Genomic DNA, 13,742 nt, shown 5'->3' on the forward strand with positions numbered 1-13,742 from the left:
ATGAACGAGCTCGCCACGATCACGGTCGACCAGGGCGCGAACACGCCCGACCTAAACGCGCCCGACTGGTACAAGGACGCGATCATCTACCAGCTGCACGTCAAGACCTTCGCCGATTCCAATGCCGACGGCATCGGTGACTTTCAGGGACTGATCTCCCACCTCGACTACATCCAGCAGCTCGGCGTCACCGCGATCTGGCTTCTGCCTTTCTACCCGTCGCCCCTGCGCGACGACGGGTACGACATCGCCGACTACCACTCGGTGAACCCTTCCTACGGCACGATGGAGGACTTCGAGCGGCTGGTGGAGGAGGCCCACAAGCGGGGCCTTCGCGTCATCACCGAACTCGTGATCAACCACACCTCGGACCAGCATCCCTGGTTCCAGGCGGCGCGCAACGCCCCGAAGGGCAGTCCCGAGCGCGACTTCTACGTCTGGGCGGACGACGACAAGGGCTACGACCTCACCCGGATCATCTTCCTGGACACGGAAACCTCGAACTGGACCTGGGATCCGGTCGCCGGCCAGTACTTCTGGCACCGCTTCTATTCGCACCAGCCGGACCTCAACTTCGACAATCCGAAGGTCCTGGCCGAGGTGCTGGACGTCATGCACTTCTGGCTCGACAAGGGCGTCGACGGGCTGCGGCTCGACGCGATCCCCTATCTCGTCGAGCGCGACGGCACGAACAACGAGAACCTGCCGGAGACGCACCACGTCCTGAAGGCCATCCGCGCCGACCTCGACAAGCACTATCCCGACCGGATGCTGCTCGCCGAGGCCAATCAGTGGCCGGAGGATACGCGCCCTTATTTCGGCGAGGGCGACGAGTGCCACATGGCGTTCCACTTCCCGCTGATGCCGCGCATGTACATGGCGCTGGCGCAGGAGGATCGGCACCCGATCACCGACATCATGCGCCAGACGCCGGAGATCCCCGACAACTGTCAGTGGGCGATCTTCCTGCGCAACCATGACGAGCTGACGCTCGAGATGGTGACCGCGGAGGAGCGCGACTATCTCTGGTCGACCTACGCCGCGGACACGCGGGCGCGCATCAATCTCGGCATCCGCCGCCGCCTGGCGCCCCTGATGGGCAACGACCGGCGCAAGATCGAGCTTCTCGACGCGCTCCTGATGTCCATGCCGGGCACCCCCGTCGTCTACTACGGCGACGAGATCGGCATGGGCGACAACTATTATCTCGGTGACCGCGACGGCGTGCGCACCCCGATGCAGTGGTCGGCCGACCGCAACGGCGGCTTCTCCCGCGCCGATCCGCAGCGGCTCTACCTGCCCCCGATCCAGGATCCGGTCTACGGCTATCAGGCGATCAACGTCGAGGCGCAGTCGAACAGCTCGTCGAGCCTCCTCAACTGGGCCCGCCGCCTCGTCCAGGTTCGGCGCACGCGCCAGGCCTTCGGTCGCGGCACCATCACCTTCCTTTATCCTGCGAACCGCAAGGTCCTGGCCTACCTGCGCGAGCACGGCGAGGAGCGCATCCTCTGCGTCGCCAACCTGTCGTCGCGGGCGCAGGCGGTGGAGCTGGACCTGTCGGCCTACGCCGGGACGGTGCCGCTCGAGATGCTCGGCCTGTCGCGCTTCCCCGCGATCGGGCAGGGCACCTACACGCTGACGCTGCCGGCCTACGGCTTCTTCTGGTTCGACCTGACGCCCGGCGCCGACGGCGTCGCGGCACCGACGACGGAGCCTCAGCCGTTGCCCGACTTCACCACGATCGTCGTGACCGGCGACCTGCGGACCACGCTGAACGAACGCAACCGCCGCGAGGTCGAGACCGTGCTCACGGCCTTCGTCGCGGGGCAGCGCTGGTTCGCCGGCAAGTCCGACCGGCCGGGCCGCGCCCGTCTCGACGTTCTCGGAACGCCCGCCGGCAGCTCGCGCGGCCACGCCTTCAACGAGGTGACGGTGAACACGGCGGCGGGCGAGCAGCGCTACTTCCTGCCGCTCTCGGCCAAGTGGGGCGAGAACTGGCTGCATCGCGACGCCCCGACGCTGCCCTACACGCTGATGAAGATCCGTCAGGGGCCGCAGGTCGGCGCGATCCTCGACGGGTCGCGCGATCCCTCGCTGGTCAAGATGATGGTGGAGCTGATCCGCAAGGGCGACGCGACGCTGCCGCTGAGCGAGACCGGCCGCCTGCGCATCGAGACGTCGCAGGCCGCGGGCGACCTCCTGGCGGGGACGGCCGACGTGTCGGAAGACGGCGTCGCGCCGATCTCCGGCGAGCAGTCCAACACCACGATCCTGTTCGGCCAGCCGGCGATCCTGAAGCTCTACCGACGCCTTCGCGACGGGGTGCAGCCGGAGCTGGAGGTGACGCGCTTCCTCACCGAGAAGACTGCCTTCCGCAACACGCCGGCGCTTCTCGGCTCGATCACGCTGGAGCGGGCGGACGGCAGCGAAACGGCGCTCGCGGCGCTGTTCGAGCGGGTCGAGAACCAGGGCGACGCCTGGACCGCCGTCACCGACGCCCTGTCGCAGCACCTGCGCGACCACGCCTATACCTTCCAGCCGATCGCCGACGAGAACGGCTACGTCGGGGCCCTGTCCGAGCCGCGGCTGCAAAGCCGGATCGATGCGGGCGAAACGATCGGGCGGCGGACCGGCGAGATGCACGCCGCGCTCGCCACCGTGTCCGGCGACCCCGACTTCGATCCCGAGCCGCTCTCCAAGGAGCGCCTCGGCGCCGTGATCGACAAGGCGAAGGAGGAAGCGGAAGGCGCGCTCGCCATTCTCCAGCGCAATCCCGTCGACGCCGCCGACCCGCTGGCCGCGGAAGTCGCGCGCGTCCTGTCGGCGCGCGAAGCCATCCTCGGCTGGTTCGACGGCCTGCGGAACCTCGACGTCGACACGCCCGCCACGCGCATCCACGGCGACTACCATCTCGGCCAGCTCCTTGTTTCCAAGAACGACGTGGTCATCCTCGACTTCGAGGGCGAGCCGGGCCGCTCGCTGGACGAGCGCCGCGCCAAAACCTCGCCGCTGAAGGACGTGGCCGGCATGCTGCGGTCCTTCGACTACGCCGCCTTCGCCGCGCGCGACAAGGCGGGTCCGGCGGACGGGGGAACGAGCGAGCGCCTCGCGCGTATGGCGACGAGCTGGCGCGACGAGGTGTCCGAGACCTTCCTGGAGAACTGGTCGGACGCGGCGGGGATCGATCTCGACGTGCCGGGAACGGCCGAGCTTCTCGATCTGTTCGTGCTGGAAAAGGCCTTCTACGAACTCCGCTACGAGGCGGCGATGCGTCCCGCCTGGTTGTCGATTCCGCTGCGCGGGATCGTGTCTCTCCTCGAAAAGCATCGGGTCCTTTGATGAACGCCTTCTCGAACGACGCGTCCGGCGCCGCTTCCGTCGCCGGCAGCATCGATCACCGGCCGGACGAGCATCAAGCGCGTGACATCGCCGCCGGACGCCATGCCGATCCCTTCGCCGTCCTCGGCCGCTTCGTGGTGGAGGGCGGGGCGATCGTGCGTGCCTTCCGCCCCGGCGCAGAGGGCGCCAAGGTCGTCGACGGCGCGGGCGGCGCCGTTCTCGCCGAACTGGAGCGCTTCGGGCCGGAAGGCTTCTTTTCCGGTTTCGTGCCCGGCCTCGCGGGCGAGGGCGCCTACCGCTTCCGCTTCACCCATGACGGCGTGGACTGGGAGGAGGAGGACGCCTACCGCTTCGGTCCGATCCTGTCCGACCTCGACGCCTATCTCCTGGCCGAAGGGCGGCACTACAAGCTCTACGAGAAGTACGGCGCCCATCCCCGGGAGATGGACGGCGTTCAGGGCACGGCCTTCGTCGTCCTGGCGCCGAACGCCCGCCGGGTGTCGGTGGTCGGCAACTTCAACGCCTGGGACGGCCGGCGGCACGTCATGCGCCGGCGCTGGGAGTGCGGCTCGTGGGAGCTGTTCATTCCCGGTATCGGCCGGGGCGAGACCTACAAGTTCGAGGTGATCGGCCCGAACGGCGACCGCCAGCCGCTGAAGGCCGATCCGGTCGGCTTCCGTCAGGAGCTGGCGCCCTCCACGGCCTCGATCGTCGAGGGGCTCGTCGAGCACGAGTGGCAGGACGAGGCGTTCCGCGCGCAAGGGCAAGACTGGCAGGACGCGAACAAGCCGATCTCCATCTACGAGGTGCATCTGGGCTCGTGGAAGCGGGGCGAGGGCAACGTCTACCTCGACTACGACCAGATCACCGGTCAGCTCGTCGACTACGTCCGCGACATGGGCTTCACCCACGTCGAGTTCATGCCGGTGTCGGAGCACCCCTTCTACGGCTCCTGGGGCTACCAGCCGATCGGGCTCTACGCGCCGACCTCGCGCTTCGGCGATCCGGCCGGCTTCGCCCGCATGGTCGACACGTTCCACCAGGCCGGGATCGGCGTCCTTCTCGACTGGGTGCCCGGCCACTTCCCGACCGACGTGCACGGCCTCGGCCGCTTCGACGGGACGGCGCTCTACGAGCATCCCGATCCGCGGCGCGGCTTCCACAAGGACTGGAACACGCTGATCTACGACTACGGCCGGACGGAGGTGAAGAACTTCCTCGTCGCCAACGGCCTCTATTGGCTCGATCGCTTCCACGTCGACGGCCTGCGCGTTGACGCGGTCGCCTCGATGCTCTACCTCGATTACTCGCGCAACCACGGCGAGTGGGAGCCGAATATCCACGGCGGGCGCGAGAACCTCGAGGCCATGGCCTTCCTGAAGGAGACCAACGAGAAGGCCGGCGAGTATTATCCGAAGGCCACGACCCACGCCGAGGAATCGACGGCCTTCCCGAACGTGTCCCGGCCGACCTATGCGGGCGGGCTCGGCTTCCACTTCAAGTGGAACATGGGCTGGATGCACGACACCCTGCACTACATGCAGGAAAACCCGATAAACCGGCGCTACCACCAGCACCTGATGACCTTCGGGATGGTCTACGCCTTCTCCGAGAACTTCGTCCTGCCGCTCTCCCACGACGAGGTCGTCTACGGGAAGGGCTCGCTCCTCAACAAGATGCCAGGCGATCGCTGGCAGAAGTTCGCCAACCTCCGCGCCTATTTCGGCTTCATGTGGGCCCATCCCGGCAAGAAGCTGCTCTTCATGGGCGGCGAGTTCGGGCAGTGGGGCGAGTGGAACCACGACCAGTCGCTGGACTGGCACCTCCTGGAGGGCGACGAAGGCCGCGAGCATCGCGGCGTGCAGCGGCTCGTGCGCGATCTCAACACGCTGTATCGGGGCGTGCCCGCGCTCTACGAGAACGATTGCGACCCTACCGGCTTCGAGTGGATCGACACGGCGGACGCGGACCACTCGGTCCTGTCGTTCCTGCGCAAGGACAGGCACGGCGGAACGGCGGTGGTGGTTTGCAACTTCACGCCGGTGCCGCGCCACGGCTACCGCGTGGGCGTGCCGCATGGCGGGCGCTGGCGCGAGGCGCTGAACACCGACGCGGACATCTACGGCGGCTCCAACGTCGGCAACATGGGCGAGCGCGAGGCGGACGAGGGCTGGATCCAGGGCCGGCCCTATTCGCTGGAGCTCAGCCTGCCGCCTTTGTCGACCATGGTGTTCGTGCCGGACGAGTCGCCGCGCGGTTGAATCGCAGCGGCCGTTCGGGAAGCGGGGTGGCCGCGTCGATCTCGACGCGGTCGCGCCCCTCTGCCTTCGCCCGGTAAAGCGCGGCGTCGGCCGCGCGCAGCGCGTCGGCGAGGCTTCCGGAGCCGGAGGACAGGGCGGCAAGCCCGATGCTGACGGTGATTTCCGCGTCGAGCGCCTCGAAGCGCCGGGTCGCTTCGGTGAAGCGGGACGCGAGGCGGCGGGCGGTGGCGGCCACCGCCTCGGGCGTGCCCGGCAGGATCGCCGCGAACTCCTCGCCGCCCAGCCGCGCGATGATCGCGCCCGGCGGCAGCTCCGCCGCTGCGACGCGGGCGAAGAGCTTCAGCACGTGGTCGCCCGTCTCGTGGCCGTATCTGTCGTTGACGCGCTTGAAGTGGTCGAGGTCGGCGAGAAGCAGCGCGTGGGGCGCGTCGGCGGGCAGGCGGAGCGCCTCCTGGAACAGGGCGCGGCGATTGTCGAGACCGGTCAGGAAGTCGGTGCGCGAAGCGGCGACGAGCTGCTGCTCGCGCTCCTCGCGGATCGCGCCGATGAACAGAGCCGGCACGGCGACGGCGAAGAGGACCCCCTCGAAGACGGTCGCGACGGCCAGGCTATGGCGAACGGCCCCCGCGCTGTCGGCGGCGAGCAGGATCGGGAGCCGCACCAGGTAGACGGCGGCATGCACCAGAAAGGTCGCGGCGAGGAGTGGGCGCGCGCGCAGATCGGCGATGCTGCGCCCGCGCCAAACGAGCGCCGCGCCGACGAGGTTGATGCCCGCGATGGTCAGGGACGAGATCCAGAACCACGAGACGTTCGTCAGGAAGGGCGCGAGCGGCAGCCACACCGCGGCGTAGGCGGCGCAGAAGCCGAAGAGCGGCCAGCGCCAGGCGCGCCGCCCCGTCAGCGCGGCAACCGCGGCGATCAGCACGGCGTAGCCGCAGGCGATCATGACGTGGGACAGGCCGCGGCCGATCAGGATCGGCGTTTCGGACACCGCGGGAAGGAGCGAGGAGCCGAGGGCGAAGAGGACGTAGGCGGCGGCGCACAGGCGCAATTCCAGGTGGCGGCGGCCGGCCGATAGGCTCTCCCACAACGTCAGCGCCACCATCAGGACGGACGTGCCGACGAGCAGGTAGTAGAGCGTGAGCACGTCGAGGCGCATTCGACCCCCTGGTCCTGTTCGCAGATCCCCATAGCACTCGGAATCCGAACGTCACCTTGACGCGAAGGTCAAAGCCGCCCGCTGGTAAACGCTTTCTGAATTTCGGCTCGCGGCTCCTCGACGGGCACCACGTCGACGGAGTGCCCGGCGCTCTGCGGGCCGGCGGTGACGAGGACGCCGGAGATGGGCGCGACGTCGGCGTAATCCCGGCCGACCGCGACGAGGATGTGGTCCGGCCCGACGACGATGCCGTTGGTCGGGTCGAAGCCGATCCAGCCAGCATCCGTTCCGAGCCAGGCGAGAAACCAGGCGTGCATGGCATCGGCGTGGGCCCGGCGCGGCTGGCCGGGCGGCGGGTCGGTACGCAGGAAGCCGCTGGCATAGGCGGCGGGCACGCCGCGGTTGCGCAGGAGCGCGATCGACAGGTGGGTGAAGTCCTGACAAACGCCGGAGCGGGTGCGCGCGACGTCTGCGAGCGGCGTGTCGATGGCGGTGGTTCCGGGGCTGTAGCGGAAAGCCGCCTTGATGCCGGCCGCGAGGCCGAGAACGGCGTCGAAGGCGTCCTGCTGCCCGGGACCGAGGAGTTCGTCGCCGAGGGCTGGCAAAGCCGCCTCGGTGCCGTCGACCATGCGGCTCGGGCCGAGGAAGTGAGCGGGGGCCAGGGGAGCGAGGCTGTGGTCGGAGCGCGCTTGGGCGGCGAGGTCCGCGAGCGTCGGGCCGGCTTCCGGGCGCGTAGGCCGCGCGCCCACGACGACGCGGGCCTTCATCTCGATGCGAAGGCTGCGGTGTCCCCCGGCAAAGGCGAGGTGATCGGCGGGATTGCCGAAGAAGTCGCGCTCCTCGACGGCTTCCGACGGCTCGGGAGACAGGCGAAGCCGCACGCGTTCGACACGCTGGTTGAAGCCGTCGCGCGGACGGACGTGGAGCATCTGGCGCGCGTCCGAAACGGCGGCGGGATAATGGGACTCGATCGTCAGCGTCACGTCGTAGCGCATCGCGATGGCTTTCATTCCGTGTCGATGCGCGCGCCCTCGCGGCCCGGGCTGCCGAGGAGGTACTGCGCCGTGAGGAGGTCGGAGACGTCGGCGAGGTCGGCCGCGATCCGCTCCAGGAAGGCGGCATCGGCTTCCGCTGCGTCGGCCGTGCGCAGCCGCACGCCCAGCCGGGCGATGCGCCGGGCGAGCGGCGCCAGCGACTGACCCTCCGCGGAGCCCGGCAGTTCGGACACGAGGTCGCCGAGGCCGTTCACCTGATAGGCGATGGAGCGGGGGTTCAGCGGATCGAGCCCGACGAGGTCGAGAACGGTCAGGCGCGACAGCGAGACGGAATAGCGGCGGCGAAAGGTGACGCGGCTGTCGGCGAATTCGAGAAGAGCTTCGAGCGCCCCTTCGGGCGGGTCGTCGCTTCCGCCGAGCGCGGCGGTGATCCGCGCGGTCATCTGGCCGCGTTCCAGGCGCCGCCCGGCGGACAGGAAGCGCCAGCCGGCGAACTGGTACATGTTCTCGTTGACGAGGCCGGTGAAGCCGGTGAGGCGCGTGAGGCAGCGGCTGGTGAGCTTCATCAGCTCGTCCGGCGGCGCGTCGGCGGGCAGCGACTCGATCACTTCGACGAGCTCGGCGAGGACACGCCAGCCGTCCGGCGAAAAGCGCTCGCGGATGCGCGAGGCGGTGGCTGCCGCGGCGGTCGCGAGATCGGCGAGACCGCCGGCGGGGGCGTCGGAGAAGACGTCGATGCCGAGCGCCGACAGGAGGCGGGCGAGATGCGCGTCGAGCGGGCCGGAGCGCTCGGACGCCGCGCGGCGGGCGGCGTGGAGCCGCAGGAGGCGGGTGCCGACCTCGCAGCGCTCGACGTAGCGGCCGAGCCAGTAGAGGTTGTCGGCGGCCCGGGCCGGCAGGGCGCCGGGCAGGCGGCGCTGGAAGCGCTCGTCCGGGCGACCGATCAGCGTGACGGCGCGCTCCTCCGCTTCGCCTGGAATCCACACGTCCATCGAGCGCCCGCCGGCCTGCATGGACACGTTGCGCGGATCACCCGAACCCTGGTCGGCGACGCGCGCGAAGCCGCCGGGCATGACGTGCCAGCCGTCGGCGTCGCGGGCGAGAAAGACGCGCAGCGTGACGGGACGGGGCACGAGGCGGCCGCCCTCGAAGACCGGGGCGGTGGACAGCCGGGCGATCTCCTGGCCGACGATGCGGGCGCCGTCGAGCGCCAGCAGCCGCTCGGCCTCGTCGGGCGGGGCGGGCGGCGAGCCGGCGGGGCGGGGAAAGGCGGAGCCGAGCGCGAGCTCGCCCGCATGCCGGCGCACGAAGGCCGCGGCGCTCTCCTCGCCGCACCACCACGTGGCGATCACGGGAAGAGCGAGATCCTCGCCGAGGAGGCGGCGGGCCAGCGCCTGGCCGAAGGGAAGCAGGGCCTTGGCCTCGACGAGGCCTGAGCCGAGAGCGTTGACGATCTTGAGGTTGCCGGCGCGCACGGCGCGCACGAGGCCGGGCGTGCCGATGCGCGAGCCGGAAAAGAGCTCCAGCGGATCGGCGAAGTCGGCGTCGAGGCGGCGCCAGAGGATGTGGATCGGCTGGACGCCGTCGACGGTGCGCACCTCGGCCCGGTCGCCGTGGACCACGAGGTCGCCGCCTTCGAGGAGGAGCATGCCGAGATAGCGGGCGAGATAGGCGTGCTCGAAATAGGTCTCGTTGTGGGGCCCGGGCGTGAGGAGGCCGATGCGGCGTCCGGCCGATCCCGTGAGGTCGTAGAGCGCGTCGCGGAAGCGCGAGAAGAAGCCGGCGATGCGGCGGATGCGCATCTCGCCGATGAGGTCCGGGAAGGCGCGCGAGGTGGCGACGCGGTTCTCCAGCGCGAAGCCGGCGCCCGACGGCGCCTGCGTCCGGTCCCCCAGCACCCACCACCGCCCGTCCGGCCCGCGGCCGAGGTCGAAGGCGACGAAGTGGAGGAGCGACCCGCCCGACCGTCCCTGCGAGGCGAGGGGGCGGAGGAACTCGGGATTTCGACCGAGAAGCGCGGCCGGCAGCGTGCCGTCGGCGATCAGCGTCCGCTCGCCGTAGAGGTCCGCGAGCGCGGCTTCGAGGAGGCGCGCTCGCTGGACGAGGCCACGCTCCAGCACCACCCATTCCTTCTGCGCGATCACGAGCGGCGGCTGGGCGAGCGGCCATTCGCGCAACTCGCCGGCGCGCTCGGGATCGCCGTAGACGCGGTAGAAGACGCCGGCCTCGTTGAGGTATTGCCGGGCCGAGCGGAAGCGCGCGTCGCGTTCCCCGACGGGCAGGCCTTCCAGCCAGGAGATCAGCGGCCGATAGTGCGGCTGTACCGTACCATCCCGGCCCAGCATCTCGTCGTAGCCGCTGGAGATCGCCCGGTACCCGCCGAACAGCGCTTCGGGCGGACGGGCGCCGCCCCCCGCCGGATGAGCGGGGCGCGGCAGCGTCGGGACTGGGATCGACATCGGCGGCTTCTGCTCCTCAGCTCGCGAGGAAGGCCGGCCGGCGAAGGTCGAGCGTCATCGGGAAGTTCGGATCGGGCACCTCGGCGAGCGGGTGCGGGGCGGCGGGCGTGTGGCCGATGTCCTGGAAGCGGGCGAGGCGGCGCGCCTCGGCCTCGTAGGAATTGATCGGGAAGGTTTCGTAGTTGCGTCCGCCGGGGTGGGCGACGTGGTAGACGCAGCCGCCCAGCGAGCGTCCCGACCAGCGATCGAAGATGTCGAAGGTCAGCGGCGCGTGGACGGGGATCGTCGGGTGGAGACCGGACGCCGGCTGCCAGGCCTTGAAGCGCACGCCGGCAACCGCCTCCTTGGCCCGGCCGGTCGACTGCAGCGGCACGGGACGGCCGTTGCAGGTGACCATGTGGCGGGCGGGGTCGAAGTTCGAGAGCTTGACCTGGAGGCGCTCGACGGAGGAATCGACGAAGCGCACCGTGCCGCCGATCGCGCCCGTCTCGCCCATGACGTGCCAGGGCTCCAGTGCCTGCCGAAGCTCCAGCTCGACGCCTTCGTGGACGATCTTGCCGCAGAAGGGGAAGCGGAACTCCCACTGCGCCTCGAACCATTCGGGCCGCATGGGATAGCCGGAGCGGCCGAGGTCGGCGAGGACGTCGAGGAAGTCGGCCCAGACGAATTCGGGCAGCATGAAGCGGTCGTGGAGGCTGGTGCCCCAGCGGGCGAAGCGGCCCTCCTGGGGCTCGCGCCAGAACTTGGCGATGAGGGCGCGCACCAGGAGCTGCTGGGCGAGGCTCATGCGCGCGTCTGGCGGCATCTCGAAGCCGCGGAACTCGACGAGGCCGAGACGGCCGGTCGGGCCGTCGGGCGAGTAGAGCTTGTCGATGCAGATCTCGGAGCGGTGCGTGTTGCCGGTGACGTCGACGAGAAGGTTGCGGAACAAGCGGTCGACGAGCCAGGGCGGCGTCGCCGAGCCCTGCGCGTTCGAGACCTGCGCCATGGCGATCTCAAGCTCGTAGAGCTGGTCGTGGCGCGCCTCGTCGATGCGCGGCGCCTGGCTGGTCGGGCCGATGAAGAGGCCGGAGAAGAGGTAGGACAGCGAGGGGTGGCGCTGCCAGTGCAGGACCAGCGACTTCAGGAGGTCGGGGCGGCGGAGAAACGGGCTGTCGAGCGGCGTGGCGCCGCCGACGACGACGTGGTTGCCGCCGCCCGTGCCCGTGTGCTTGCCGTCCACCATGAACTTGTCGGTGCCCAGGCGCGACTGGCGCGCGTCCTCGTAGACGCCGGTGGTGATCGCGACGGCCTCGTCCCAGGACGCGGCGGGATGGATGTTGACCTCGATGACGCCGGGGTCGGGTGCGACGCGGATGACGTTGATGCGCGGATCGTGCGGGGGCGCATAGCCCTCGATCTGGACGGGCAGGCCGCGCGCCTCGGCGACCTCCTCGACCGCAGCCAGGAGGTCGAGATAGGCCTCGGTGGTTTCCAGCGGGGGCATGAAGACGCAGAGCTTGCCGTCGCGCGGCTCGATCGCGAGCGCGGTGCGCACGGCGCCGCGGATCTCCGGCACGCCGTCCGCCTCGACGCTTGCGCCGGCGGGACGGCCGAGCGTCTGCCCGGGCTCGAGCGGCGGGAGCGGCGGCAGGCTCTGGCTCATCGAGCCGAGCGTCTGGCTCATGCCGTTCTCGTTCGCCGTCTGCATGGCGATGCGGCTCGTCGGCTCGGACGGCTGCGCCTGGACGCGTCCCTGCGTCGGCAGCGGCGAAAACGGCTGCGTCGGATCCTGCGGGTAGCTGTGCGGATAGGCGGTGCCGGGCAGGTGCGGCAGGCCCGAAAGCGGCAGGCGGTAGCCGACGGACGAGTCGCCGGGAACGAGGAACAAGCGCTTGCGGCGCGTCGACCAGCGCTCCGAGCCCCAGCGCAGGCGCCGGTCGGCGCGCCCCTGCCAAGCCTGCAGCGGCAGAACGTAGCCGGTCGGATTGGACAGGCCGCGCGCGAAGACCTGGGCGATGCGGGCGCGCTCCTCCCGGTCCTCCAGCTTGGAATCGAGCGGGTCGACGTTCTCGGGCAGCTGGGCCTCGCGGGCGATCCAGTAGGCGGCGTCCTCGAAGGCGGGAAGCGCGTGGTCGGGATCGACGCCGAGGGAGGAGGCGACGTCGCGCAGCAGCAGGCCCGCCTCGTCGGGACCGAAAGGCGCGTCCGCCTCCTCACGGGCGAAGAGGTCGGGGTTGCGCCAGATCGGCACGCCGTCCTTTCGCCAGAACAGGGAGAAGGTCCAGCGCGGCAGGGTCTCGCCGGGATACCACTTGCCCTGGCCGTAGTGGAGGAAGCCGCCCGGAGCGAAGCGCTCGCGCAGGCGGCGGATGAGGTCGTCGGCCAGAGCCCGCTTCGTCGGGCCGGTGGCGTCGGCGTTCCATTCGGGCGATTGGAAGTCGTCGATCGACACGAAGGTCGGCTCGCCGCCGATCGTCAGGCGCACGTCGTTGCGGCGCAGCTCCTCGTCGACCTGCCGGCCGAGCGCGTCGAGCGCCTGCCAGCTCTCGTCGGAGAAGGGGTAGGAGACGCGCGGCCGCTCGGCGACGCGGTCCACCGTCATCTCGAAGGCGAAGTCGACCTCGGCATAGTCGACGCCGCCGGAGATCGGCGCGGCCGAGCGATAATGCGGCGTGGCGGCGAGGGGCACGTGGCTCTCGCCGGTGAGGAGACCGGAGGTCGGATCGAGCCCGACCCAGCCCGCACCGGGAAGGTAGACCTCGGCCCAGGCGTGAAGATCGGTGAAGTCGACGGAGGTGCCCGCCGGGCCGTCGAGAGCGACGATGTCGGGCTTGAGCTGGATGAGATAGCCGGACACGAAGCGCGCGGCGAAGCCGAGATGGCGAAGAACCTGGACGAGGAGCCATGAGGAATCGCGGCAGGAGCCGGACGCCTTTTCCAGCGTCTCGTCCGGCGTCTGGACGCCCGGCTCCATGCGCACGAGGTAGTCGATGCGCTGCTCGATCGTGCGGTTGAGGGCCACGAGGAAGTCGATCGTGACGCTCTTCGTGCGGTCGATGCTCTCGACGAGGCTGCGAAGGCGCGGGCCGGCGGGCTCGGGGTCGAGATAGGCGGCAAGGTCGGTCTTCAGCGCCTCGTCATAGGCGAACGGCCATTGCTGCGCGTACTCCTCCACGAAGAAGTCGAACGGGTTGTAGACCGTCATGTCCGCCAGGAGGTCGACCTCGATGCGGAACTCGGTGGCGGGATCGGGAAAGACGAAGCGGGCGAGCCAGTTGCCGAAGGGATCCTGCTGCCAGTTGACGAAGTGGTTCTCGGGCAGAACCTTCAGGGAATAGGAGGGGACGCGTGTGCGCGAGTGCGGCGCCGGGCGCAACCGGATCACCTGCGGGCCGAGCCGCACCGGCCGGTCGTAGCGATAATGCGTGACGTGGTGGAGCGCGGCGAGAATCGACATCGAATATCCCTGAGCCAGATCGCGACCGGCTGGGCGCGGCGGGGTGAGGCGAGTGTAAGTATCTTCCGCCGGCGAACAAGCGGCCTGACG

6 protein-coding genes are annotated in these 13,742 nt (G+C 70.1%); 2 read left to right on the top strand and 4 right to left on the bottom strand.

What is annotated here, in order from left to right; genetic code table 11:
- Both treS and glgB read left to right on the top strand, forming a co-directional pair.
- Complete coding sequence (gene treS, locus FZN60_RS13985) at nt 1–3,339, top strand: maltose alpha-D-glucosyltransferase (protein ID WP_158874101.1); 3,339 nt, start codon at nt 1–3, stop codon at nt 3,337–3,339.
- Nucleotides 3,339–5,600 carry a 1,4-alpha-glucan branching protein GlgB gene (glgB, locus tag FZN60_RS13990; protein ID WP_158874102.1) on the top strand — a complete coding sequence of 754 codons (2,262 nt, stop codon included), beginning with the start codon at nt 3,339–3,341 and terminating at the stop codon, nt 5,598–5,600. Before treS ends, glgB begins: the two co-directional genes overlap by 1 nt.
- Here glgB and FZN60_RS13995 read toward each other — a convergent pair.
- The 4 genes from FZN60_RS13995 to FZN60_RS14010 form a co-directional block, all read right to left on the bottom strand.
- Nucleotides 5,542–6,759: a GGDEF domain-containing protein gene (locus tag FZN60_RS13995; RefSeq protein WP_158874103.1), complete on the bottom strand. Its 1,218-nt coding sequence runs from the start codon at nt 6,757–6,759 to the stop codon at nt 5,542–5,544. The genes glgB and FZN60_RS13995 overlap by 59 nt on opposite strands.
- 68 nt (nt 6,760–6,827) lie before the next feature.
- Nucleotides 6,828–7,769 (bottom strand): transglutaminase family protein, encoded by a 942-nt coding sequence (locus FZN60_RS14000; protein WP_246726799.1) that lies wholly within the window; start codon nt 7,767–7,769, stop codon nt 6,828–6,830.
- Complete coding sequence (locus tag FZN60_RS14005; protein ID WP_246726801.1) at nt 7,766–10,213, bottom strand: circularly permuted type 2 ATP-grasp protein; 2,448 nt, start codon at nt 10,211–10,213, stop codon at nt 7,766–7,768. The genes FZN60_RS14000 and FZN60_RS14005 overlap by 4 nt, the downstream gene beginning before the upstream one ends.
- A 16-nt stretch (nt 10,214–10,229) precedes the next feature.
- Entirely contained in the window at nt 10,230–13,652 is a 3,423-nt protein-coding gene (locus FZN60_RS14010) for a transglutaminase family protein (protein WP_158874104.1), read from the bottom strand.
- Nucleotides 13,653–13,742: the final 90 nt, after the last annotated feature.

Origin of the sequence: Antarcticirhabdus aurantiaca, assembly GCF_009765365.1 — a bacterium.
Lineage (GTDB): Bacteria > Pseudomonadota > Alphaproteobacteria > Rhizobiales > Rhizobiaceae > Antarcticirhabdus > Antarcticirhabdus aurantiaca.

Excerpts from the sequence above, each read along its gene's own strand:
- FZN60_RS14010 (WP_158874104.1), bottom strand. The coding sequence starts at position 13,652 with ATGTCGATTCTCGCCGCGCTCCACCACGTCACGCATTATCGCTACGAC.
- FZN60_RS14005 (WP_246726801.1), bottom strand. The coding sequence starts at position 10,213 with ATGTCGATCCCAGTCCCGACGCTGCCGCGCCCCGCTCATCCGGCGGGG.
- treS (WP_158874101.1), top strand. The coding sequence starts at position 1 with ATGAACGAGCTCGCCACGATCACGGTCGACCAGGGCGCGAACACGCCC.
- FZN60_RS14000 (WP_246726799.1), bottom strand. The coding sequence starts at position 7,769 with ATGAAAGCCATCGCGATGCGCTACGACGTGACGCTGACGATCGAGTCC.
- glgB (WP_158874102.1), top strand. The coding sequence starts at position 3,339 with ATGAACGCCTTCTCGAACGACGCGTCCGGCGCCGCTTCCGTCGCCGGC.
- FZN60_RS13995 (WP_158874103.1), bottom strand. The coding sequence starts at position 6,759 with ATGCGCCTCGACGTGCTCACGCTCTACTACCTGCTCGTCGGCACGTCC.